The 23557-nt window shown below is 69.3% G+C and carries 19 protein-coding genes; 9 read left to right on the forward strand and 10 right to left on the reverse strand.

What is annotated here, in order from left to right:
* Positions 1-35 precede the first annotated feature (35 nt).
* Genes rfbA through ACT80S_RS06080 form a run of 3 tightly spaced genes read left to right on the forward strand, consistent with a single transcriptional unit; the run spans position 36 to position 2597 of the window.
* The gene (gene rfbA / locus ACT80S_RS06070) at positions 36-935 is read left to right on the forward strand and encodes a glucose-1-phosphate thymidylyltransferase RfbA (protein WP_377413933.1); all 900 of its coding nucleotides are present in this window, start codon (positions 36-38) and stop codon (positions 933-935) included.
* Positions 932-1480, forward strand: a complete 549-nt coding sequence (gene rfbC / locus ACT80S_RS06075; protein ID WP_377414541.1) for a dTDP-4-dehydrorhamnose 3,5-epimerase — start codon at positions 932-934, stop codon at positions 1478-1480. The genes rfbA and rfbC overlap by 4 nt, the downstream gene beginning before the upstream one ends.
* A gap of 1 nt (position 1481) precedes the next feature.
* Positions 1482-2597: an NAD(P)/FAD-dependent oxidoreductase gene (locus tag ACT80S_RS06080; RefSeq protein ID WP_377413936.1), complete on the forward strand. Its 1116-nt coding sequence runs from the start codon at positions 1482-1484 to the stop codon at positions 2595-2597.
* Positions 2598-2655: 58 nt separating this feature from the next.
* Here the strand turns inward: ACT80S_RS06080 and ACT80S_RS06085 are convergent, their stop codons facing one another.
* On the reverse strand, positions 2656-3711 hold the full coding sequence (locus ACT80S_RS06085; RefSeq protein WP_377413939.1) for a quinone-dependent dihydroorotate dehydrogenase: 1056 nt from the start codon (positions 3709-3711) through the stop codon (positions 2656-2658).
* 42 nt (positions 3712-3753) lie between these two features.
* Between ACT80S_RS06085 and rpiA the strand changes: the two genes are divergently transcribed.
* Positions 3754-4425, forward strand: a complete 672-nt coding sequence (gene rpiA, locus ACT80S_RS06090) for a ribose-5-phosphate isomerase RpiA (protein WP_377413942.1) — start codon at positions 3754-3756, stop codon at positions 4423-4425.
* 55 nt (positions 4426-4480) lie between these two features.
* On the opposite strand, the gene ACT80S_RS06095 is transcribed toward rpiA, so the two are convergent.
* The 6 genes from ACT80S_RS06095 to ACT80S_RS06120 all read right to left on the reverse strand — a co-directional run bounded on the left by ACT80S_RS06095 (position 4481) and on the right by ACT80S_RS06120 (position 12840).
* The gene (locus ACT80S_RS06095; RefSeq protein ID WP_377413944.1) at positions 4481-4975 is read right to left on the reverse strand and encodes a type III secretion system chaperone; all 495 of its coding nucleotides are present in this window, start codon (positions 4973-4975) and stop codon (positions 4481-4483) included.
* A gap of 318 nt (positions 4976-5293) precedes the next feature.
* Positions 5294-6586 (reverse strand): hypothetical protein, encoded by a 1293-nt coding sequence (locus tag ACT80S_RS06100; RefSeq protein WP_377413946.1) that lies wholly within the window; start codon positions 6584-6586, stop codon positions 5294-5296.
* 60 nt (positions 6587-6646) lie between these two features.
* A complete protein-coding gene (locus ACT80S_RS06105) occupies positions 6647-8677 on the reverse strand; it encodes a M3 family metallopeptidase (RefSeq protein ID WP_377413948.1) in 2031 nt (676 codons plus the stop codon).
* A gap of 89 nt (positions 8678-8766) precedes the next feature.
* Positions 8767-9618: a bifunctional methylenetetrahydrofolate dehydrogenase/methenyltetrahydrofolate cyclohydrolase FolD gene (folD, locus tag ACT80S_RS06110; protein ID WP_377413951.1), complete on the reverse strand. Its 852-nt coding sequence runs from the start codon at positions 9616-9618 to the stop codon at positions 8767-8769.
* A gap of 64 nt (positions 9619-9682) precedes the next feature.
* On the reverse strand, positions 9683-10309 hold the full coding sequence (locus ACT80S_RS06115) for a response regulator transcription factor (RefSeq protein WP_377413954.1): 627 nt from the start codon (positions 10307-10309) through the stop codon (positions 9683-9685).
* Positions 10306-12840, reverse strand: a complete 2535-nt coding sequence (locus ACT80S_RS06120) for a PAS domain S-box protein (protein WP_377413957.1) — start codon at positions 12838-12840, stop codon at positions 10306-10308. Before ACT80S_RS06120 ends, ACT80S_RS06115 begins: the two co-directional genes overlap by 4 nt.
* 183 nt (positions 12841-13023) lie before the next feature.
* Between ACT80S_RS06120 and aceE the strand changes: the two genes are divergently transcribed.
* Genes aceE through lpdA form a run of 4 tightly spaced genes read left to right on the forward strand, consistent with a single transcriptional unit; the run spans position 13024 to position 19825 of the window.
* Positions 13024-15735, forward strand: a complete 2712-nt coding sequence (aceE, locus tag ACT80S_RS06125) for a pyruvate dehydrogenase (acetyl-transferring), homodimeric type (protein ID WP_377413959.1) — start codon at positions 13024-13026, stop codon at positions 15733-15735.
* Between the two features lie 36 nt (positions 15736-15771).
* The gene (gene aceF, locus ACT80S_RS06130; protein ID WP_377413961.1) at positions 15772-17421 is read left to right on the forward strand and encodes a dihydrolipoyllysine-residue acetyltransferase; all 1650 of its coding nucleotides are present in this window, start codon (positions 15772-15774) and stop codon (positions 17419-17421) included.
* 23 nt (positions 17422-17444) lie between these two features.
* Positions 17445-18038 carry an MFS transporter gene (locus ACT80S_RS06135; protein ID WP_377413964.1) on the forward strand — a complete coding sequence of 198 codons (594 nt, stop codon included), beginning with the start codon at positions 17445-17447 and terminating at the stop codon, positions 18036-18038.
* Positions 18035-19825, forward strand: a complete 1791-nt coding sequence (lpdA, locus tag ACT80S_RS06140; protein WP_377413966.1) for a dihydrolipoyl dehydrogenase — start codon at positions 18035-18037, stop codon at positions 19823-19825. The genes ACT80S_RS06135 and lpdA overlap by 4 nt, the downstream gene beginning before the upstream one ends.
* An 84-nt stretch (positions 19826-19909) precedes the next feature.
* Here lpdA and ACT80S_RS06145 read toward each other — a convergent pair whose 3' ends face one another.
* On the reverse strand, positions 19910-20485 hold the full coding sequence (locus tag ACT80S_RS06145) for a C40 family peptidase (protein WP_377413968.1): 576 nt from the start codon (positions 20483-20485) through the stop codon (positions 19910-19912).
* 142 nt (positions 20486-20627) lie between these two features.
* Between ACT80S_RS06145 and ACT80S_RS06150 the strand changes: the two genes are divergently transcribed.
* Positions 20628-21773, forward strand: coding sequence for a PQQ-dependent sugar dehydrogenase (locus tag ACT80S_RS06150; RefSeq protein WP_377413971.1), 1146 nt, complete (start codon positions 20628-20630; stop codon positions 21771-21773).
* A gap of 12 nt (positions 21774-21785) precedes the next feature.
* Here ACT80S_RS06150 and ACT80S_RS06155 read toward each other — a convergent pair whose 3' ends face one another.
* Both ACT80S_RS06155 and ACT80S_RS06160 read right to left on the reverse strand, forming a co-directional pair.
* Positions 21786-22433, reverse strand: coding sequence for a response regulator (locus tag ACT80S_RS06155; protein WP_377413973.1), 648 nt, complete (start codon positions 22431-22433; stop codon positions 21786-21788).
* 31 nt (positions 22434-22464) lie between these two features.
* Positions 22465-23523 carry a hybrid sensor histidine kinase/response regulator gene (locus ACT80S_RS06160; RefSeq protein WP_377413976.1) on the reverse strand — a complete coding sequence of 353 codons (1059 nt, stop codon included), beginning with the start codon at positions 23521-23523 and terminating at the stop codon, positions 22465-22467.
* Between the last annotated feature and the right edge of the window lie 34 nt (positions 23524-23557).

Consider the following 23557-nt stretch of genomic DNA (forward strand, 5'->3'; position numbering starts at 1 on the left):
ACTCCGATAAGATCCGGCGTGGAGTCTCCCCACGCATGGCAACAACCCATTCCGCCCGCAAGGGCATCATCCTCGCCGGCGGCGCCGGCACCCGGCTGCACCCGGCCACGCTCGCGATCTCGAAGCAGCTGCTGCCGGTGTTCGACAAGCCGATGGTCTATTACCCCCTGGCCACGCTGATGCTCGCCGGCATCCGCGAAGTGCTGCTGATTTCCACCCCCCAGGACACGCCGCGCTTCGAGCAGCTGCTCGGCGACGGTTCGCAGTGGGGCATGAAGATCGTCTACGCGGTGCAGCCGCGCCCGGAGGGACTGGCCCAGGCCTTCATCATCGGCCGCGAGTTCCTCGCCGGCTCGCCCTGCGCCATGGTGCTGGGCGACAACATCTTCTACGGCCATGACCTGGTCAAGCTGCTGCGCGAAGCCAGCGACGACCAGGACCACGCCACCGTCTTCGCCTACCGCGTGAAGGACCCGCAGCGCTATGGCGTCGCCGCCTTCGACGCCGAGGGGCGCGCCACCTCCATCGAGGAAAAGCCCGCCAACCCGAAAAGCAATTTCGCGGTGACCGGCCTGTACTTCTACGGGCCGGACGTGGTCGATGTCGCCGCCGCCGTGAAGCCCTCGGCCCGTGGCGAGCTCGAGATCACGTCGGTGAACCAGCACTACCTGGCCGCCGGCCGCCTCAAGGTCAAGACCATGGGCCGCGGCTTCGCCTGGCTGGACACCGGCACCCATGAGAGCCTGCTCGAGGCGAGCCAGTTCATCCACACCCTGGAGCAGCGCCAGGGCCTGAAGGTCGCCGCGCCCGAGGAGATCGCCTGGCGCAATGGCTGGATCGACGACGCCCGGCTCGAGACGCTGGCCGCCGCCCTCGGCAAGAGCGGCTACGGCGAGTACCTCCTGGCCGTCCTGCAGGGGCCGCGCGCATGGTGAACGTCGTCCAGACCCGCCTGCCCGAGGTGCTGATCATCGAGCCCAAGGTGTTCGGCGACGAGCGCGGCTTCTTCATGGAGAGCTGGAACGAGCGGGTGTTCAGCGAGGCCGCCGGCTACCCCGTGCGCTTCGTGCAGGACAACCACTCCCGGTCGGTGCGCGGCGTGCTGCGCGGCATGCACTACCAGCTGACGCAGCCCCAGGGCAAGCTGGTGCGCGTGGTGGCCGGCAGCGTGTTCGACGTGGCCGTCGACATGCGCCGCGATTCGCCGCGCTGCGGCCAGTGGGTCGGCGTGGAGCTGACCGCCGAGAACAAGCGCCAGCTGTGGGTGCCCCCGGGCTTCGCCCACGGCTTCCTGGTGCTCTCGGAGAGCGCCGATTTCCTCTACAAGGCCACCGACTACTACAACCCCGGCGACGAGAAGGCCCTGGCCTGGAACGATCCCACGGTGGGCATCGAATGGCCGCTGGCGCCGGGCCAGCAGCCCGCGCTGTCGGCCAAGGACCAGGCGGCCGCACGCTTCGCCGACGCGGCGTTCTACTGACATGGACCGCGTCGACGCCATCGTTATCGGCGCCGGCGTGGTCGGCCTCGCGGTCGGCCGCGCGCTGGCGCAGGCCGGGCGCGAGGTCATCGTGCTGGAGTCCCAGGCCGCCATCGGCCAGGGCGTGAGCTCGCGCAACAGCGAGGTGATCCACGCCGGCCTGTACTACACGCCCGGCTCGCTGAAGGCCCGCCTGAGCGTGCGCGGCAAGGCGTTGCTGTACGCGCTGTGCGAGTCGCACGGCGTGGAGCACCGGCGCTGCGGCAAGCTGGTCGTCGCCTGCAGCGAGGACGAGGCCGCCGCGCTGCGCAAGCTGCAGGCCCGCGCCGAGGCCAATGGCGTGCCGGTCGCCTGGCTGGACGCGGCGCAGGCCCGCGCGCTGGAGCCGGAGCTGACCTGCACCGCGGCCCTGCATTCGCCCACCACCGGCATCGTCGACACGCACGGCCTGATGCTCGCACTGCAAGGCGACATGGAGCGGCACGGCGGCATGGTGGCCCTGATGTCCGAGGCGCAGGGCGCGGTCATGGGCCGGGGTGGCGAGCCGCATGTGGTGCGGCTGGCGGATGGCTCTGAGCTGGCCACGGGCCTGCTGGTGAACGCCGCCTCGCTGCACGCGTGCCATCTGGCGCGCCGGTTCGAGGGGCTGGACCCGGTCCACGTGCCCGTGGCCTCGTATGCCAAGGGCAATTACTACAGCCTCACCGGCAAGGCGCCGTTCTCCCGCCTGGTGTACCCGGCGCCCTCCGATGCCTGGCTGGGCGTGCACCTCACGCTGGACCTGGGCGGACAGGCCCGTTTCGGCCCCGACCTGCAGTGGCTGGATGCCGCCACGCCGGAAGACATCGACTACGCCGTCGACCCGCGCCGGGCCGATGGGTTCTACGCCGAGGTGCGCCGCTACTGGCCCGGGCTGCCCGATGGCGCCCTGGCGCCGAGCTACAGCGGCGTTCGCCCCAAGATCCACCGCCCCGACGAGCCCGCGCCCGATTTCCGCATCGACGGCCCGGCCCGCCATGGCATTCCCGGCCTCGTCAACCTGTTCGGGATCGAGTCGCCCGGCCTGACCAGCGCGCTGGCCATCGCCGAGGACGTCGCGGCGATGCTGGCGGCCTGAGGCCTGCCGGCCGGGGCAGGCCCAGGCGCTGAGGCCCAGGCGCGGCCGCGGAGAGGCTTCAGGCGCGGCGTGCCTTGATGGCGCGCGCGGCTTCCTCCACCAGCGCCGGCCCGCGGTAGACCAGGCCGGTGTAGACCTGGACCACGTCGGCCCCCGCCTCGATCTTGGCGGCCGCGTCCGCGCCGCTGAGGATGCCGCCCACGCCGATGATGGGGTAGTCCTTGCCCAAGGCCTGGCGCAGCGCGCGGATCACGCTGTTGCTGGCCTCGAACACCGGAGCGCCCGACAGGCCCCCCGCCTCCTGGCCGTGCGGCAGGCCCTGGACCGCGTCGCGCGCCAGGGTGGTGTTGGTGGCGATCACGCCGTCCATGCCGTGGCGCCGCAGGGTCGCGGCGATGACCGCGATCTGGGCCTCGTCGAGGTCTGGCGCGATCTTCAGGAACATCGGCACGCGACGGCCATGCTCGCGGGCCAGCGCCTCGCGGCGTTCGGTCAGCGCGCCGAGCAGGCCGTCCAGGGCCTCGTCGCTTTGCAGGGCGCGCAGGTTCTTGGTGTTCGGGCTGGAGATGTTCACCGTGACGTAGTCGGCGTGCGGGTACACGCCGGCCAGGCCGATCAGGTAGTCGTCGGTGGCGCGCTCGATCGGGGTCGCGGCGTTCTTGCCGATGTTCAGGCCCAGCACGATCGGCGAGGGCCGGCCCGGCTGGCGCACGGCGCTGCGGCGAACATTGGTCAGGAAGGCCTCCAGCCCGTCGTTGTTGAAGCCGAAGCGGTTGATCAGGGCGTTGGCCTGCGGCAGGCGGAACATGCGCGGCTTGGGGTTGCCCGGCTGCGCCAGCGGGGTCACGGTGCCCACCTCCACGAAACCGAAGCCCATGGCGGCGAAGGCGTCGATGCAGCGGGCGTTCTTGTCCAGGCCGGCGGCCAGGCCCACGCGGTTCGGGAAGCGCAGTCCGGCCAGCTCGATCGGGTCGTCGACCCGGGTGTTGCGCCAGGCGCATTCCAGGGCCGTGCCCTGCATCCGGGCCAGCGCCGCCAGGGTGGCGTCGTGGGCGGCCTCCGGGTCGAGGCGGAACAGGAAGGGGCGGGCGAGCGAGTAGGGCAGGAGGGCCATGGATAATCGGCAGCGTTTTCTTGCAGAACCCAGGATTGTCGCGTGACTCAGGATGAATTGAAGGCGCTGGTCGGCCAGGCCGCTTTGCAGTACGTGGTGCCCGGCGAAATCGTCGGCGTGGGCACCGGCTCCACCGTCAACAAGTTCATCGACGCCCTGGCGACGATGAAGGACCGCATTCCCGGCGCGGTCTCCAGCTCGGTGGCCTCCACCGAGCGCCTGCGCGCCCTGGGCATCCCGGTGTTCGACGCGAACGAGGTGGGCGAGCTGTCCGTCTACATCGACGGCGCCGACGAGATCGACCCGAATGGCCACATGGTCAAGGGCGGCGGCGCTGCGCTCACGCGCGAGAAGATCGTCGCGGCCCAGTCGCGCCGCTTCGTGTGCATCGCCGACGAGTCCAAGCTGGTCGAGGCCCTGGGCCGCTTCCCGCTGCCGGTCGAAGTGATCCCGATGGCCGCCGCACGCATCACCCGCCAGTTCGCTGCGATGGGTGGCACGGCCAAGGTCCGCATGAAGGACGGCGCGCCGCTGGTGACCGACAACGGCCAGCACATCCTCGACGTGACCGGCCTGTCGATCCGCGACCCGCTGGCCTTCGAGTCCGAGGTGAACCAGTGGCCCGGCGTGGTGACCGTGGGCGTTTTCGCCCACCAGAAGGCCGCGGTGTGCCTGCTGGGTACGTCGGCCGGCGTGAAGACGCTCACCTACTGAGCGCCTGAATGACGAAGCCCGCCGGAGGCGGGCTTCGATCGGCAGGGGCCGGGCGTCAGCCGAAGATGTGGGGTCCGTCGTGCGGCGGCGAGAACACGCCGGCGGGGTGGCCGCTGCCGTTGCCCGGCATGGGCTGGCCGCTGCGCAGCGCCGCCAGCCGCTTCTTCCAGCGCTCGGACTGGTTGACGAAGGTTTCCACGAACTTCTCGAACGAGGCGTCGTCCAGGTCGGAGACGCTGCGGGCCTGCGCCATGATGACGCCGTTGGTGGCTTCCTCCAGGCCCAGGGTGGCGCCATCGGTGCGGTGCCAGTACAGGTTGGCCACCATCAGCTCGCGCAGCGCGGGTTCGGCCTGGTCGGCGGGCAGTTCGTCGAGGTAGACGGACAGGATCATCTGGCCGGAGGCCCCGTCGAACTCGATGTTCAGGACGATGTCCCCGTCGAACAGCAGGACGCAGCTGCTGGTCTTCTCGTCCAGCTTCAGGTCGGGGAGGGTGAGGAGGGTGCCGAAGTTGGCGATCAGCTTGTCGGCGAGTTGGCGGTTGTCCATGGGGGCTCCTTGGGTGGCTCGTGTCAGCGGGGCGCTCGCAGCAGCTGGAGGCTGCAGCTTTCGGCCAGGCGGGTCAGTACCCTGCGCCAACGCAGGCCGGCCCGGCGAGCCTTGCTGACGAGAATGCGCGTCGCCGAAGGCGGCGGGCACAGGGGGCAGCCCCCTGGGGTTTGCCAGACCGTTCGGGGGCCGCTGGCGGGGGAATGCGGGGTGTCGGCACAGGCGGACTGCATCAGGGTACTCCTTGGAACGAGGCCCGTTTCGAGCGCCGGGCTGCCCCGTCGGTAACGCGAGGCACCTGAGCGTTCCCCCCGCGTCTCAGTTCGAGAGCGCCACGTCGGCGAAGGCGATCGAGATCCGTGGCGCCCCTGCGGCCGCAGGCTCGATGCGGTACTGGACGCGGAAGAGCCCGTACATGGCTGGGCGGCGGCCATCGGGATCGTCGCCGGAGCTGAATTCGACGGCATAGGCGGCGTCGACGAGCCAGCTGGCGTTGAGCCCGGGGCGCGCTTCGAAGGCGCGTACGGAGTAAGTGCTCAGGAGGGGGGGGAACTCCGTGCCGAAGGCCTGGGCCAGGCTGCCGGGGACGAAGGTGTTCAATGCGTCCTGGTTCATGCACCGGCTGACGGCCAGGGCCATGGCATCGCCCTGTTCACCCGGGGGGAATGCGTCGCGCAGCCCGATGGCGAACGCGCGTTCAGCGGCGGGCTTGTCTTCATTCCTGACGATCCCCCAGCGCTGGCCGCCCACTACCAGTTCCGACGCGCCGGCATCCCGGTTCGTGCGTTGCGCGATGCGGACCACCCTGGGCGGGTCCTCATCGACAGCGATGTCGATGACCTTCGAGTTCTGGATGCCGTCCAGCATCCAGTCGCCCAGGGGGACGTTGCTGAAAGGGGCCGGCGTGGCGAGTAGCCGGTCGGGAGCGTAGCCTGGCCTCAGTCCCTCGTGCGCCAGGGTCCCCTGGACGATTCCCTGGGCGTCGAGGAGATGCCGGTCAGCGGTAGGCGCGATAAGCTGCTGAGCGAGCGCCAGAGCCTCCGGGCCCGTTCGCCCCCTCAGGGCGAAGCTGGCGATCGGTTCGAGCGAGTGCATCGAGATCCCGCTGTCGAGGCTCAGGCGCTTCAGGATCGCCAGCGAATCTTTCACGCGTGCGTCCACGTCATGTTCTCCCGTCGGGCCGACCAGGTGCTGGCTGGAGGCCACCAGGGCCAGGACCAGGGCACTACAAGCGGCGGGCAGTCCGGGGGAACGCTGTGCCAGGAGTGCGGGCGCCACTCGGTCGACCAGGTCACGCTCTTTCAGTGCCCGTGCCGCTTCGATCGCGGTTCGAAGGTCCTGGACCCGCAGGGCGCTGGCATGGCGAAGCGGCCGGGTGGCATCCCGAGCGATCTGATCACCGAAGGCTGACGCAAGGCTCCGGCGGAAGCCGACGAGAGCCTTTCTCTCCGGGGAGGCCGTGAACCACGCGATGAATCGGGCCCAGCGTCCCGCAGGGGGCTGGGCCGGTCGCAAGGTGGGTTGGTCGCCGTCGAGCCGTATCGCGCACCCCTCGAATGCCGGGGATGCGCCAAGCGCGAGCTGGGTGAAACGGGTGAGGGGCAGTGTCATGCGCAGGGGCTCTGGGATGAGCCTCCTGCGTAACCCGGGTCGGCAAGCCGGTTCCGGCCCTCAGGCCATGCCCTGGTGCCTCAGAAGTGCATCCAGCGTCGGCTCGCGCCCCCGGAACGCCTTGAACGACTCCATCGCCGGCCGGCTGCCGCCCGCCTCGAGGATCTCCTGGCGATAGCGCCGGCCGGTCTCCAGACTCGGGTGGCCCTCGGTGTCCATGGTTTCCTCGAACGCGGCGTAGGCGTCGGCGGAGAGCACCTCGGCCCACTTGTAGCTGTAGTAGCCCGCCGCGTAGCCGCCCGCGAAGATGTGGCTGAAGGTGTGGGCCGTGCGGCTGAAGGCCGGCGGCTGGATCACGGCGACCTCGTCCCGTACGGCCTTCAGCAGCGGCATGAAGTCGTCCTTCGGGTCGTGCTCGGCGTGCAGCAGCATGTCGAACAGCGCGAACTCGATCTGGCGCAGCGTCTGCAGGCCGCTCTGGAAGTTGCGCGCGGCCAGCATCTTGTCGAAGAGGGCGCGCGGCAGCGGCTCGCCGGTGTCCACATGGGCCGTCATGTGCCGCAGCACGCTCCACTCCCAGCAGAAGTTCTCCATGAACTGGCTGGGAAGTTCCACCGCATCCCATTCGACGCCGCTGATGCCCGAGACATCACGCTCGTTGACCCGCGTGAGCAGGTGGTGCAGCGCGTGGCCCGATTCGTGGAACAGGGTGATCACGTCGTCGTGCGTCAGCAGCGGCGGCTTGCCGCCGACGCCGTCGGCGAAGTTGCAGACCATGTGGGCGACGGGGGTCTGCAGGCGGCCGTCGTCCGGGCGCAGCCAGCGGGCGCGCACGTCGTCCATCCAGGCGCCACCGCGCTTGCCCGCGCGCGCCGCCGGGTCCAGGTAGAACTGGCCGACGAGCTGGCCGGCCCGCTCGATGCGGTAGAACTCCACGCCCTCCTGCCACACCGGCGCGCTGTCCCGGTGAAGCGCCACCTCGAACAGCGTCTCGACGATCTTGAACAGGCCGGCCAGCACCTTGGGCGCGGTGAAGTACTGCTTCACCTCCTGCTCGCTGAAGGCGTAGCGCGCCTCCTTGAGCTTCTCGGCGATGAAGGGCCAGTCCCAGGGCTGCGGGTCCTGCAGGCCCAGCTCACGGGCGGCGAACTCGCGCATGTCGGCCAGGTCCTTCTCGGCGTAGGGCCGCGCCTTGGCCGCGAGCTCGCGCAGGAAGTCGATGACCTGTTGCGGCGACTGCGCCATCTTCGGCACCAGCGAGACCGCGGCGAAGTTGCGGTAGCCCAGGAGTTGGGCCTCCTCCTGGCGCAGCGCCAGGATCTCGCGGATCAGGGCGGTGTTGTCGAACTTGCGCAGCGCCTCGGGCGCCTGGTCGCTGGCGCGGGTGACATAGGCGCGGTACATCGTCTCGCGCAGGCCGCGGTGGCGGGCGAACTGCATCACCGGCAGGTAGCACGGCATCTTGAGCGTGAGCTTGAAGCCGTCCTTGCCCTCGGCCTCGGCCGCGGCGCGCGCGGCGTTCACCACGTCCTGCGGCACGCCGTCGAGTTCGTCCTGGCTGGCGTAGTGGGTGAAGCCGTCGGTGGCGTCCAGCGCGTTCTCGCTGAATTTCTGGGCCAGTTCGGCCTGGCGTTCCTGGATCTTCGCGAAACGCTCCTTGGCCGCGCCGGCCAGCTCGGCGCCGCCGAGGACGAAGTTGCGGATCGCGTTCCTGTGGGCCTGGCGCTGCTCGGGGTCCAGCGTGGCGGGGTCGATGGCCTTGTACTTGGCGTACAGGCGCTCGTCGCTGCCCAGGCGGGTCCAGAAATCGGTGACGCGGGGCAGGGCGGCGTTGTAGGCGGCGCGCAGCTCGGGCGTGTCGGCGACGGCGTTGAGGTGGCTGACCGCGCCCCAGGCGCGGCCCATGCGCTCGGTCGCCACGTCCAGGGTGCTGGCCAGGGCCTTCCACTCGGCGGGGAAGGCGGGGGCGACGACGGCCTCCAGGGCCTGGTCGCACTCCGCCAGGAGCTGGTCCACCGCGGGCGCCACGTGCTCGGGGCGGATGCGGTCGAACAGCGGGAGGTCGGTGAAGTCGAGAAGGGGGTTGCTCATGCCGGCCATTTTGCGCCAGTCGGCGCGACCTCAAGGCCGGGGAGCGATTGATTCGCCCGATCGTTGCGATCGGGCGCGCGCTGCAAGCCTCAGGCGCTGGCGCGCTCGGCGGCCTCGAGCGTGTTGACCAGCAGCATGGCGCGGGTCATGGGGCCGACACCGCCCGGCACCGGGGTGATCCAGGAGGCCACCTGGCGCACGCCGTCGAAGTCGACGTCGCCGCACAGCTTGCCTTCGTCGTTGCGGTTCATGCCCACGTCGATCACCACGGCGCCGGGCTTGACCATGTCGGCCGTCAGCACATTGCGCTTGCCGACGGCGGCAACGATCACATCCGCCTGGCGGGTCATGGCGGCGAGGTCCTTCGTGGCGCTGTGGGTGATGGTCACCGTGGCATTCTTCTGCAGGAGCATCAGGGCCATCGGCTTGCCCACGATGTTGCTGCGGCCGATCACCACCGCATGCTTGCCTTTCAGGTCATAGCCGATGGACTCCAGCATCTTCATGCAGCCGTAGGGGGTGCAGGGCCAGAAGCCCGGCTGGCCCACCATCAGTGCGCCGGCGCTGGCCACGTGGAAGCCGTCGACATCCTTGGCCGGGGAGATGGTCTCGATCACCTTGTGCGAGTCCATGTGCCGGGGCAGCGGCAGCTGCACCAGGATGCCATGCACCTTGGGGTCGGCGTTGAGCTCGCGGATGCGGGCCAGCAGGGCTTCCTCGGCCATGTCGGCGGGGTAGCGCTCCAGGGTGGCGCCCAGGCCGGTCTCGGTGCTGTCGTTGACCTTGTGCTTCGTGTAGACCTGGCTGGCCGGGTCGTCGCCGACCAGGATGATGTTCAACTGCGGCTGCACGCCACGCGCCTTGAGGGCCGCGGTGCGGTGCGCCACTTCGGCGCGGATTTGCTTGGACAGGGCGTTGCCGTCGATCAGTTGGGCGGTCATGGGGCAGTCTGGAAATGAAGCCGCCCGCGGATGCGGGCGTGCGGGGGTGGCAGGGGGCGGGCGGTCAGGCCTTGGGCGGGGTCTGTCCGAGGGCGATCTTGAGCAGGTCGGCCACGGTGTTGGCGTTGAGCTTTTCCATGATGTTGGCGCGGTGCGCTTCCACCGTCTTGATGCTGATGCCCAGGTCGTCGGCGATCTGCTTGTTCAGGCGACCGGCGACGATGCGCTCGAGGACCTGCGCCTCGCGCGAGGTGAGCTTGGCCAGGAGGGCGTCGCGGCTGGCGGCGCTCTGGTATTCGGCGAAGGAAGCCTTGGCATGTTCGAGCATGCGCTCGACCAGGTTCAGGAGTTCTTCTTCCTTGAACGGCTTCTGGATGAAGTCCAGCGCGCCCTTCTTCATGGTGTTGACGGCCATGGGCACGTCGCCGTGGCCGGTGATGAAGACGATCGGCAGGGGGGACTTGCGCTCGAGTAGCTTGTCCTGCAGTTCCAGGCCGGTCATGCCGCCCATGCGGATGTCGACGATCAGGCAGGCGACCTCGCGCGGGTCGTAGCGGGAAAGGAAGGATTCCGCCGAGTCGAAGCAGCGGACCCGGTAGTCCTTGCCCTCGAGCAGCCATTGAACGGAGTCGCGAACGGCTTCGTCGTCGTCCACCACATACACCGTGCCCCTTTTGGGAATCAGGCTCATGCTGTCACCCCCGCGTTGTCGTCTCTCGTGTTCTGGATCACGCCGGAAACGGGAATCCAGAAGGAAAACACGCAGCCGGCAACATCCGGCCCATTGTAGATGTTCTGCGCCTGCATCCTTCCCTGGTGCGACTCGACGATGGTGCGGCACAGGTTGAGGCCGATACCCATGCCTTCGGCCTTGGTGGAGAAGAACGCCTCGAACAGGCGGTCCATCACCTCCGGCGCGAGGCCGCGGCCCGAGTCGCGCACGGTGAATTCGACGCCGTCCAGGCCCTCCGAAGCCTTGGGCACCACGCGCAGTTCGACCTGGCGCTGGCCCCCGGGCCGCTGCGCGAGGTCGATGGATTCAGCGGCGTTCTTCAGCAGGTTGACCAGCACCTGCTCGATCAGGATCGGGTCCACCAGCAGGCGCGGCAGGCGCGCTGCGACATAGTGCGACAGCCGCACGTTGCGCCGGCGCAGGTCGATTTCCACCAGTTCCACCGCCTCGGTGACCATGGGAGCCACGTCGGACAGCGTCCGATTGGGCTCGCTTCGCTTCACGAAGCTGCGAATGCGCTGGATGATCTGGCCGGCGCGCTGGGCCTGGCGCGAGGTCTTTTCCAGGGCTGCGAGCAGGTCTTCCTCGCTGATCTGGCGACCCTTGATGCGCGAGACCATGCCGTTGCAGTAGTTGCTGATCGCGGTGAGCGGCTGGTTCAGTTCGTGGGCCACGCTGGAGGCCATCTCGCCCATGGTGATCAGGCGGCTGGCCGACTGGGCGCGCTCGGCCTGCATGGCGGCCTGCTCCTCGGCGTCGCGGCGTGCGGTGATGTCGGTGGCGATGACCATCTGCGCGAGGCGGCCGTCGACCCAGTTCAGGTAGCGGGAGCGCACCTCGAGCCATTTCCCCAGCTCGGGCACGAAGATCTCCGCGTTGCCGGCCTGGGCCGACTCGAGCTGGTCGGTGGGCAGGCCCACGAAGGGATCGGCCTCGTCCTGCGACTCGTCGCTGGAGGGCTGCGTGGGCATGCCGGCCTGGGCGACCATGCCCAGGTGCCCCACGGTGCGGGTGCCGAACCACTGCCGGTACATCTTGTTCGCGAACAGCAGCTCCTCGCTGCCCAGGGGCGCGACCGATACCGACGCATCCAGCGCCTCCAGCACGGTGGTGAAGCGCTCGTGCGAGGCCTGCAGCTGCTCGCGGATGCGATTGGGCTCGGTGATGTCGGTCATGGATGTCATCCACCCGGTCTGGCGGCCCTGGCCGTCGATCAGGGGCGAGACATACATGCGCGCGTCGAACAGGATGCCGTCCTTGCGCTTGACCCGCACCTGGAAGCCGCCGGGGGTGCTGCGCCCGTTGATCTCGTCGTCCAGGCGTGCGGTGAGCAGGTCGCGGTCGTCGTCGGGCCAGTAGGGGAAGGGCGGCATGCGGCCCACGAGTTCGGCCTCGCTCCACCCGGTCATGGTGCAGAACGCGTGGTTCACGTAGGTGATGCGCCCGCTCATGTCCAGCGCCCGCATGCCCGTGAGCATGGAGTTCTCCATCGCGCGGCGGAAGTTGGTCTCGAGCTGCAGCGCGCGCTGCGCCTGCAGGCGCCGGCGGGTGTGGCGCCAGTTGGCGATCAGCATCCAGGCCGTCATCACCGACAGCGTGCCGACCAGCCAGAACAGGCCGGAGCCGATGACCCCCTGCGAGGTCCGCCAGGTCTGGGCGCGGATCATGAGGCCGTTGCCCACGGGCGAGACGGGCACCTCGTACTCGTTGGTCGGGCGGTTCCAGGGCAGCAGCTGCGTGGCCCGGTTGCGGCGCGGCACCGAGGTGCCGGCCAGCACCTGGTCGTTGCCATCCAGGAGGGCCACCGCGTAGCGGGCCGAGACTTCGGTGGGGACGGCGTAGCGCAGGAGGCTGTCGATCGAGTACTCGCCCAGGATCACGCCGGCGAAGCGGCCCTGGTCCGCCAGCGGCACGTGCAGCTGGAGCAGGGCGCTGCCGTCTCCACCGGCCACGGGCTGGGAGTACACCGGCTGCTTGAGGTCGCGCGCCAGGCTGAAGTTGGACTCGGTTTCGCCGGAGCGCAGGTAGTCGCCGGCGACCCGCATCTGCTGGCTGCTGACCGTGGGGCCGATGTAGGCCGCTCGGATGCGCCGGCGCTCGTCGATCCAGGTCAGGGACTGCAGTTCCGGGTACTGCACCACCAGCGACTCGGCGCGGCCGACGAACTCCTCGGCGTCGACCTCGCGGTTGCCGATGTCGCGGGCGATGCGCATCAGCTGTTCCTGTCGCTCGAGCAGGCGCAGGCGCACGCGCTGCTGCGCGTACTCCACGTCGCGCTTGACGGCCTCCAGTTCGCGTTCCTCCTCCTCCATCCGCAGGTAGCTGAAGGAGGCGGCGATGGCCGCGAGGAACAGCACCACCGCGATCAGCGGGGCGAGCATGGCCAGGCGGTCCTGGCGACTGGCGGACTGGCGCCGCCACCAGCGCCGCATCCAAGGCGCGGGCGGCACCGTATCCTGCGATTCCGAAGGGAGCACCGAGTCCTGCATGGCTTGGAGTGTAGGCGGCGCAGGGGTGGGGACTGGCAGCCTCATGAATTGATGCGGCGCAACAGAAATATTGCAATATGAAATGGGTCGCCGTATTTTGAAATGCGCGCAAAATGTGACACACTCGCGTCCGGCCACAAGCCCACCGTACTAAATTCACTTCCCTTCGAGGAGACAGCTCTCATGTCTGCACAGCCCGACAATCTGTTCGGATCGGCCGCGAACGACGCGGACTCTCAGGAAACCCGCGAATGGATTGACGCGCTGCAGGCCGTCATCGCGACCGAAGGCCGTGAGCGCGGCCACTTCCTCCTCGAGCAGCTGCTCGAACAGGCCCGCCAGTCCGGCATCGACATGCCGTTCTCCGCGACCACCGCCTATGTCAACACCATCGAGCCGCAGGACGAGGCCCGCTGCCCCGGCAACCTCGAGATCGAGGAGCGCCTGCGCGCCTACATGCGCTGGAACGCCATGGCCATGGTGGTCAAGGCCAACCGCCTGAACCCCGAGGACGGCGGCGACCTGGGCGGCCACATCAGCTCCTTCGCCTCGCTGGCCACCATGTTCGGCGCCGGCTTCAACCATTTCTGGAAAGCCGAGCAGGGCGACAAGGGCGGCGACTGCCTGTACATCCAGGGCCACAGCGCCCCCGGCGTGTATGCCCGCGCCTTCCTGGAAGGCCGCATCTCCGAGGAGCAGCTGCTCAACTTCCGCCAGGAAGTGGACGGCAAGGGCCTGTCCTCCTACCCGCACCCCAAGCTGATGCCGGAGTTCTGGCAGTTCCCCACGGTGTCCATGGGCCTGGGCCCGCTGATGGCGATCTACCAGGCGCGCTTCCTGAAGTACCTGCACGCCCGCGGCATCGCCGACACCTCCGGCCGCAAGGTCTGGGCCTTCCTGGGTGACGGCGAGATGGACGAGGTGGAAAGCCTGGGCGCCATCGGCGTGGCCGCCCGCGAGAAGCTGGACAACCTGATCTTCGTCGTGAACTGCAACCTGCAGCGCCTTGACGGTCCGGTGCGCGGCAACGGCAAGATCATCCAGGAACTCGAAGGCGAGTTCCGCGGTGCCGGCTGGAACGTGATCAAGCTGATCTGGGGCTCCTACTGGGACCCGCTGCTGGCCCGCGACAAGGACGGCATCCTGCGCAAGGTCATGATGGACACGCTGGACGGCGACTACCAGGCCATGAAGGCCAACGACGGCGCGTTCGTTCGCAAGAACTTCTTCGGCAAGCATCCCAAGCTGCTGGAGATGGTCTCCCACATGTCCGACGAGGACATCTGGCGCCTCAACCGCGGCGGCCATGACCCGCAGAAGGTGTACGCCGCCTACGACAAGGCCGTGAACCACCAGGGCCAGCCCACCGTCCTGCTGATCAAGACCGTCAAGGGCTTCGGCATGGGCAAGGCCGGCGAGGCGCGCAACATCGCCCACCAGGCCAAGAAGCTGTCCGACGAGGACATCAAGGCCTTCCGCGACCGCTTCAACATCCCGATCCCGGACGACAAGCTGGCCGAGATCCCGTTCTACAAGCCGGAAGAGAACACCCCGGAGATGCAGTACCTGCACGAGCGCCGCAAGGCCCTCGGCGGCTACCTGCCCGCGCGCCGCGCCAAGGCCGACGAACAGCTCAACGTGCCCCCGCTGGAAGCCTTCAAGGCCGTGCTCGAGCCCACGCCCGAGGGCCGCGAGATTTCCACGACCCAGGCCTACGTGCGCTTCCTGAACGCGCTGCTGCGTGACAAGGAGCTCGGCCCCCGCGCCGTGCCCATCCTGGTCGACGAGGCCCGCACCTTCGGCATGGAAGGCCTGTTCCGCCAGATCGGCATCTACAACCCTGCCGGCCAGCAGTACACCCCGCAGGACCGCGACCAGGTTTCCTACTACAAGGAAGACCAGTCCGGCCAGATCCTGCAGGAAGGCATCAACGAAGCCGGCGGCATGGCCAGCTGGATCGCGGCTGCGACGTCGTACTCGACGAACAACCGCATCATGGTGCCGTTCTACATCTACTACTCGATGTTCGGCCTGCAGCGCGTGGGCGACCTGTGCTGGGCGGCTGGCGACATGCAGGCGCGCGGCTTCCTGCTGGGCGGCACCTCCGGCCGGACCACGCTGAACGGCGAGGGCCTGCAGCACGAGGACGGCCACAGCCACATCCTGGCCGGCACCATCCCCAACTGCGTCTCCTACGACCCGACCTTCGCCCACGAAGTGGCGGTGATCATGCAGCACGGCCTCAAGCGCATGGTGGAGAAGCAGGAGAACGTCTACTACTACATCACCCTGCTGAACGAGAACTACCCCATGCCCGGCCTGCAGCCCGGCACCGAGGAAGGGATCATCAAGGGCATGTACCTGTTCAAGCCGGGTGCGGCCCTGGCCAAGGCCCCGACGGTGCAGCTGCTCGGTTCCGGCACCATCCTGCGTGAGTCCCTGGCCGCCCAGGATCTGCTCGAGAAGGAGTGGGGCGTGTCCGCCAGCGTCTGGAGCTGCCCCAGCTTCAACGAACTGGCCCGTGACGGCCAGGACTGCGACCGCTGGAACCTGCTGCATCCCACCGAGACGCCGCGGGTGCCCTATGTGGCGCAGCAGCTCGAGAAGCATGCCGGCCCGGTGATCGCCTCGACCGACTACATCAAGGCCTACACCGACCAGATCCGCCCGTTCATGCCCAAGGGCCGCAACTACAAGGTGCTGGGCACCGACGGCTACGGCCGCAGCGACTTCCGCAGCAAGCTGCGCGAGCACTTCGAGGTGAACCGCCATTACATCGTCGTGGCCGCCCTGAAGGCACTGAGCGAGGAGGGCGCCGTGCCCGTCGCGAAGGTGGCCGAGGCCATCGCCAAGTACGGCATCAAGACCGATCGCGTGAATCCGCTCTACGCCTGATCGCCCACGCAGAAAGAAGAAAACGGAGAACGACACATGGCGTTGATCGAAGTGCAGGTCCCCGACATCGGGGACTTCGACGAAGTCGCTGTCATCGAGCTTCTGGTGAAGCCGGGTGACACCGTCAAGCCCGAGCAGTCCCTCATCACCGTCGAGTCCGACAAGGCCTCGATGGAGATCCCCTCGTCCGCCGGTGGCGTGGTCCGGGAGCTGAAGGTCAAGCTCGGCGACAAGGTCAAGCAGGGTTCGGTGGTGCTGGTGCTGGAAAGCGGCGCCGCTGCCGCGCCGGCACCCGCTGCGGCGGCCCCGGCCCCCGCGCCCGCCGCTCCCGAGCCTGCGCCTGCGCCCGCCGCGGCCCCGGCCGCCGCCGGCCCGGTGGACGTGCGCGTGCCCGACATCGGCGACTTCAAGGACGTGGCCGTGATCGAGCTGCTGGTCCAGCCGGGCGAGGCGGTGAAGAAGGAGCAGTCCCTCATCACCGTCGAGTCCGACAAGGCCTCGATGGAGATCCCGTCGCCGGCCGCCGGCACCCTCGAGGAGCTCAAGGTCAAGCTGGGCGACAAGATCAACATCGGTGACCTGATCGCCGTGCTGGAGGGCGTGTCCGGTGGCGCAGGCGCCGCCCCGGCGCCTGCCGCGCCCGCACCGGCGGCCGCCGCGGTTGCGCCCGCCGCGGCCGTGGCCTCCGCGCCCGCCGAGCGTGTCGCGCCCACCGCCTCGCTGCCCCCGCACCAGCCGGGCACGCCCACCGGCGCGCTGCCCCACGCCTCGCCCTCCGTGCGCAAGTTCGCCCGCGAGCTGGGCGTGCCGCTGGAAGAGGTCAAGGGCACCGGCCAGAAGGGCCGCATCACCCAGGAGGACGTCCAGTCCTTCACCAAGTCCGTCATGAAGGGCGAGACCTTCACCAAGGCCGCGGCCGCCAAGGCCCCCGCCGGCGGCGGCAGCGGCGAGGCCCTGGGCCTGCTGCCCTGGCCGAAGGTCGACTTCACCAAGTTCGGCCCGGTGGAGCGCAAGGAAATGGGCCGGATCAAGAAGATCTCGGGCGCCAACCTGCACCGCAACTGGGTGATGATCCCGCACGTCACCAACCACGACGATGCCGACATCACCGAGCTCGAGGCCTTCCGCGTCTCCACCAACAAGGAGAACGAGAAGAGCGGCGTCAAGGTGACCATGCTGGCCTTCCTGATCAAGGCCTGCGTCGCCGCGCTGAAGAAGTTCCCCGAGTTCAACAGCTCGCTGGACGGCGACAGCCTCGTCTACAAGCAGTACTACCACATCGGCTTCGCCGCCGACACGCCCAACGGCCTGGTGGTGCCCGTCATCAAGGACGCCGACAAGAAGGGCGTGCTGCAGATCAGCCAGGAGATGGGCGAGCTCGCCAAGAAGGCGCGCGAGGGCAAGATCGCCCCGGCCGACATGCAGGGCGCGAGCTTCACGATTTCGTCGCTCGGCGGCATCGGCGGCCGTTACTTCACGCCGATCATCAACGCGCCCGAAGTCGCTATCCTCGGTGTGTGCAAAAGCCAGATGGAACCGGTGTGGGACGGCAAGGCGTTCCAGCCGCGCCTCATGCTGCCGCTGTCGCTGTCGTGGGACCACCGCGTCATCGACGGCGCGGCCGCGGCCCGCTTCAACGCCTACCTGGGGCAGATCCTGGCGGACTTCCGCCGCGTGCTGCTCTGACGCGCCGCCCCTGACCTCGTGCCATGACCACCGTCGTCGTCGCCAGGAAAGCCGGCCAGGTCGCCATTGCGGCGGACACGCTGGTGACCTTCGGCGACACGCGGCTGGCCCACCGGTACGAGGAGAACACCAAGATCTTCCGCGTCGACACCGAGGCCGGGCCGAGCTACATCGGCATGGCCGGCACGGTGGCCCACTTCCCGGTGCTGCGCAAGGCACTGGCCGGCATGCCGCGGGAGATCCTGCAACTGAGCAGCAAGGACGAGGTCTTCGACACCTTCACCAAGCTGCACCCCTACCTCAAGGACAACTTCTTCCTCCAGACCAAGGAGGAAGACAGCGATCCCTACGAGTCCAGCCAGTTCAGCGTGGTCATCGCCAACGCCTCGGGCATCTACGGGCTCTACAGCTATCGCGAGGTCTTCGAGTTCAAGGAGTTCTGGGGCATCGGCTCCGGCCGCAGCTTCGCGCTGGGCGCCATGCATGCCATCTACGGCAAAGCCAGGTCGGCCAAGGAAGTGGCCGAGGCCGGCATCGCCGCCGGCTGCGAGTTCGACCGCAATTCGGCCGGCCCGTGGGACGTATTCACCGTGAAAACCAAGGAAACCAATAAATGAGTCGGGTTGAAGTCAAGGTGCCGGACATCGGCGATTTCTCCGAAGTCGCGGTCATCGAGTTGCTGGTCCAGCCCGGCGACGTGATCAAGAAGGAGCAGTCCCTCATCACCGTGGAGAGCGACAAGGCCTCGATGGAGATCCCGTCCAGCCATGCGGGCGTGGTGAAGGAGCTGAAGGTCAAGCTCGGCGACAAGGTGGCCGAGGGCTCGGTGGTGCTGGTGGTGGAGGCCGAGGAGGGCGCCGGAGCTTCCGCGCCTGCGGCCGCGCCGGCAGCGCCTGCGGCTGCTCCCGCTGCGGCCGCGCCGGTTCCCGCCGTGGCTGCCGCCCCCGCTGCCAGCTACGCCGGTGGCGCCGACCTCGAGTGCGAGATGCTGGTCCTCGGCGGCGGCCCCGGCGGTTATTCCGCCGCCTTCCGTGCTGCCGATCTGGGCATGAAGGTGGTCCTCGTCGAGCGCTACGCCACCCTGGGCGGCGTGTGCCTGAACGTGGGCTGCATTCCCTCCAAGGCGCTGCTGCACGTGGCCGCGGTGATGGACGAGGTCTCGCATTTCGAGTCGCTGGGCGTGAGCTTCGGCAAGCCGACGGTGGACATCGACAAGCTGCGCGCGCACAAGGGCAAGGTGGTCTCCAAGCTGACCGGCGGCCTGGCCGCGATGGCCAAGATGCGCAAGGTCACCGTGGTGCGCGGCTACGGCTCGTTCATCGATCCGTTCCACCTGCAGGTCGAGGAGACCACCGGTGACGGCCAGGAGAAGACGGGCAAGACCCAGACCATCAAGTTCAAGCAGGCCATCATCGCCGCCGGCTCGCAGGCCGTGCGCCTGCCCTTCATGCCGGACGACCCGCGCGTGGTGGACTCCACCGGCGCACTGGCGCTGGCCTCCTCGCCCAAGCGCATGCTGGTGCTGGGCGGCGGCATCATCGGCCTGGAGATGGGCACGGTGTACTCCTCGACGCTGGGCACGCGCCTGGACGTGGTGGAGATGATGGACGGCCTGATGCAGGGCGCGGATCGCGACCTGGTCAAGGTGTGGCAGAAGATGAACGCGCCGCGCTTCGACAACGTCATGCTCAAGACCAAGACCGTCGGCGCGGAAGCGACGCAGGACGGCATCCTGGTGCGCTTCGAGGGCGAGAACGCGCCCAAGGAGCCGCAACTGTACGACCTGGTGCTGCAGGCCGTGGGCCGCACGCCCAACGGCCGCAAGATCGGCGCCGAGAAGGCGGGCATCGCGGTGAACGAGCGCGGCTTCATTCCCGTGGACGTGCAGATGCGCACCAACGTGCCGCACATCTTCGCCATCGGCGACATCGTGGGTCAGCCGATGCTGGCGCACAAGGCGGTGCATGAGGCGCACGTGGCGGCGGAAGTGGCGGCCGGCGAGAAGGCTTTCTTCGACGCCCGCGTGATTCCCTCCGTGGCCTACACGGACCCCGAGGTGGCCTGGGTGGGCCTCACCGAGGACCAGGCCAAGGCGCAGGGCATCGCGGTCAAGAAGGGCCTGTTCCCCTGGGCGGCCTCCGGCCGCGCCATCGCCAACGGCCGCGACGAGGGCTTCACCAAGCTGCTGTTCGACAAGGAGTCCGGCCGCATCCTGGGCGGCGGCATCGTGGGTACGCACGCCGGCGACATGATCGGCGAGGTGGCCCTGGCCATCGAGATGGGCGCCGACGAGGTGGACATCGGCAAGACCATCCACCCGCACCCCACGCTGGGTGAGAGCATCGGCATGGCGGCGGAGGTGGCGCACGGCACCTGCACGGACGTGCCCCCGGCGCGCAAGTAAGGCGGCGAGGCCGCAACGAAAAAGGCGGCCCGCAGGCCGCCTTTTTTCATGGCCGCCGAGGGCGGCCGCTACCGAAGCCGGGTCTCAGGGCGACGCCAGGGGCTTGGCGGGCTTGGCCGGCGGGGCCTCGGCGGAGCCGCCGGTGAGGACACGGCGGGCGCCGTCGAAGCGGCGCACCCAGTAGCTGCCGGACATGTCCTCGACACGGACCTCGGCGCCGGGCTTGGGCGCATGGATGAACTTGCCGTTGCCCACGTAGATGCCGACGTGGCTGAAGGCGCGGCGCATGGTGTTGAAGAAGACCAGGTCGCCGGGCTTGAGCTCCTTCTTGTCGATGACCTCGGTCGCGGCGGCCTGCTCGTTGGCGCGGCGGGGCAGCACCATGCCCATGGTCTGCTCGTAGAGGGCGCGGACGAAGCCGCTGCAGTCGAAGCCGGTGTCCTCGGAGACGCCGCCGCGGCGGTAGGGCACGCCCAGGAAGCCCATGGCGTTGACCACCAGGTCGGAGGCGCGGTCCTTGACGTTGACGCCGACCTGCTCGATGCGCCCCAGCAGGCCGCGTTCGGACAGCAGCCGGCCCATGTCGTCCTCACCGGGACCCGGCGCCGCAAAGGCGGGCAGGCTGATCGCCAGGAGGAGGGTGGGGAGCCATCGGGACATCCGGTCGAGCTTAACAGGCTGGCACGCCGCGTCAACCGGAAAAAGCGCACGTAACCTGTTGATTCAATTCAATCTTTGACAGCGTACGGGGAATCCCGCAGAGATCCGGCGGTGCGGCCCGTGCCGTCGCCACAATGCACCCATGACCCATTCCCTGATTCCGCATGCGCGCGGCCGCCTGCTGCCGCGGCTCGTGGCCGGCCTGCTGGCCTGCCTGTCGGGGCTGCCGCTCGCCGTCCACGCCCTGACCCTGGAAACCGTGGCCCGGGGCCTGGAGCACCCCTGGGCGGTGGCCTTCCTGCCCGGCGGGCAGTTCCTCGTCACCGAGCGGCCGGGGCGGCTTCGGGTCATCGAGGCCGACGGGCGCCTCGGCCCGCCCCTGGCCGGGGTGCCGGCCGTGGACGCGCGCGGCCAGGGCGGGTTGCTCGACCTGGCCCTGGACCCGGACTTCGCCCGATCCCGCCAGCTGTTCTTCTGCTTCGCGGAAGGCGGCGCCGGTGGCAACGCCACGGCCCTGGCGCGGGCGCGGCTGGCGGCCGACCTGACGCGCCTCGAGGAGGTCCGCGTCATCTTCCGGCAGCAGCCGCAGGTGTCCAGCCAGCTGCATTTCGGCTGCCGCATCGTGCCGGCCCGCGACGGCACCCTGTTCCTCGCCCTGGGCGAGCGTTTCCACCGCATGCAGGACGCCCAGCGCCTGGACAACCACCTCGGCAAGGTGCTGCGCCTCACCCGCGATGGCGCCGCGGCGCCGGGCAACCCCTTCGCGCAGCGGCCCGGGGCGCTGCCGGAAATCTGGAGCCTGGGACACCGCAACCCGCAGGGCGCCACGCTGGCGCCCGACGGCGCGCTGTGGCTCCACGAGCACGGCCCGCAGGGGGGCGACGAGGTCAACCTGCCGCAGCCCGGGCGCAATTACGGCTGGCCGGTGGCCACCTTCGGGGAGCAGTACGGTGGCGGCAGGATCGGCGCCGGCCTGACGCAGGCCCCGGGCATGGAGCCGCCCCTGCACCACTGGACGCCGTCGGTGGCGCCGTCCGGCATGGCCTTCCTCACGAGTGACCGCTACGGGCCGGCCTGGCGCGGCAGCCTGTTCGTCGGCGCCCTGAGGGCGCGGCTGCTGGTGCGGCTGGAGGTGTCGGGCCCGGGCGAGCCGCCGCGGGTGCTGCGGGAGGAGCGGATGGACGCGGGCGACCGCATCCGGGACGTGCGCCAGGGGCCGGACGGCCTCCTCTACCTGCTGACGGACAGCCCGCAGGGCCGCCTGCTGCGGGTGGCTCCGGGGCGATGAGGGCGCCGGCGATCAGGGCTTGATCAGCCCCTTGCGCACGGCGTAGAGGGTGAGGCTGGCGATGTCGTTGATCTGCAGCCGCTCCATGATGCGGGCGCGGTGCACATCGACCGTCTTGGGCGACAGGCCCAGGTCGTAGGCGATCTCCTTGGAGGCCTTGCCCTGCGCGATCATGCGCAGGATCTCCACCTGGCGGTGGGTGAGTTCGTCGTCCACCGTGGGCTCGGACGGCTGCAGCAGGCGCTGCGCGATGACCGGGCTGAAGTAGCTGCCGGTGGCCATCACGCTGCGCAGGGCCTGTTCCAGCTCGAAGGGCGGCGCGTCCTTCATGAGGTAGCCGCAGGCGCCGTTGGCGACGGCGCGCTTGACGAAGTCGACGGTGTCGTACATCGACAGCACCAGCAGGCGCACCTCGGGGTGCTTGCCGTGGATCTCGGAGATGGCGGCGATGCCGTCCATGCCGGGCATGGAAATGTCCGTCATGACGACGTCGGGCTTGAGGTCCTCGACCAGGGTGACGAGTTCGCGGCCGTCATGGGCCTCGGCGATCACTTCAACGCCGTCGATCAGGGCCAGCAGGGCCTTGATGCCCGAACGCACGAGGTCGTGGTCGTCAGCGAGCACGACCCGGATCGTGGAAGGTGGGTCCTTGTGTTTCATGCAAAAGGTTTAGCGGTGCCGGTGCTCTAGCCTACAGCATTGCACGCACCGTGGCACCGTTGCCGTCGCAACCGCGCATCCTCAGCGAGCCGCCCGCCAGTTCGCAGCGCTCTTGCAGGGCCTGTAGCTCTCCGCTCGCCGCGGCGGGCGCGTGGCCGCCACAGGTGCTGACGGCGACCGCCAGCCGGTGGCCCGGCAGGAAGCGCAGGCGCACGCGCAGCTGGCGGGCGCCGGACCCGCTCACGGCCTGGCGCACCGCCTCGCGCACCACGCGTACTGCCAGCGGGGCCCGGTCGCCCAGGTCGCCGTCCTGCGCGCCCCGGGTGCTGACCGACCAGGGGATGCCGGCCGGTCCGGCCAGTTCCTGCACCGCCGTCTCGACGGTGGTGGCCAGGCCCAGCAGGTTGAGCTGGGCCGGCCGCAGGGCGAAGGACAGGGTCTTGAGCTGGTCGACCACGCCCTGGGCCATCGAGAGGGCGATGTCGGTGTGGGCGTTGGCCTTGTCTGCATCCTTGAGCTGCCGCGCGGCGTGCAGGTGGAGCATCATCCCGGCCATGGCCTGGCCCAGGCTGTCGTGGAGTTCGCGGGCCAGCCGGGCGCGTTCGTCCTCCTGGGCGGCCACCAGGCGCGCCGACATCTCGCGCAGGCGCGCATGGGCGGTGGCGAGCTCGGCGGCGAGGCGGGCCTGCTCGCGGGCGCGGGCGCGGGCCTCCAGCACCCGGTCGATGACCTGGGGCAGGGTGGCCAGCCGGTCCTTGGTGACGTAGTCCTGGGCGCCCTGGCGCAGCAGGTCGACGGCGGCCTGCTCGCCGATGGCCCGCGTCACCACGACCAGGGGGGGCGGATCGTCGCGCGCCTGCAGCATCTTCAGTGCGGCCACCGGCGAAAAGCGGGGCAGGTGGTAGTCGCACAGGACCAAGTCGACCGGCTGCTCGAGGGCGGCCGCGAACGCCTCGGCTTCCTCGACACGCTGGACCAGCCAGGCCCGCGCGGGCGCGGCCCGCTCCAGCGCGAGCTGGAGCAGTTCGATGTCGTCGGCGTTGTCGTCGACACAGAGCAGGCGGGTCGTCCTTGCGCTTGCGTAGGTCATTGTGATTATTGTTGGGGCGATGAACCACTGAGCA

The sequence above is a fragment of the Ramlibacter sp. MAHUQ-53 genome, from assembly GCF_052600055.1.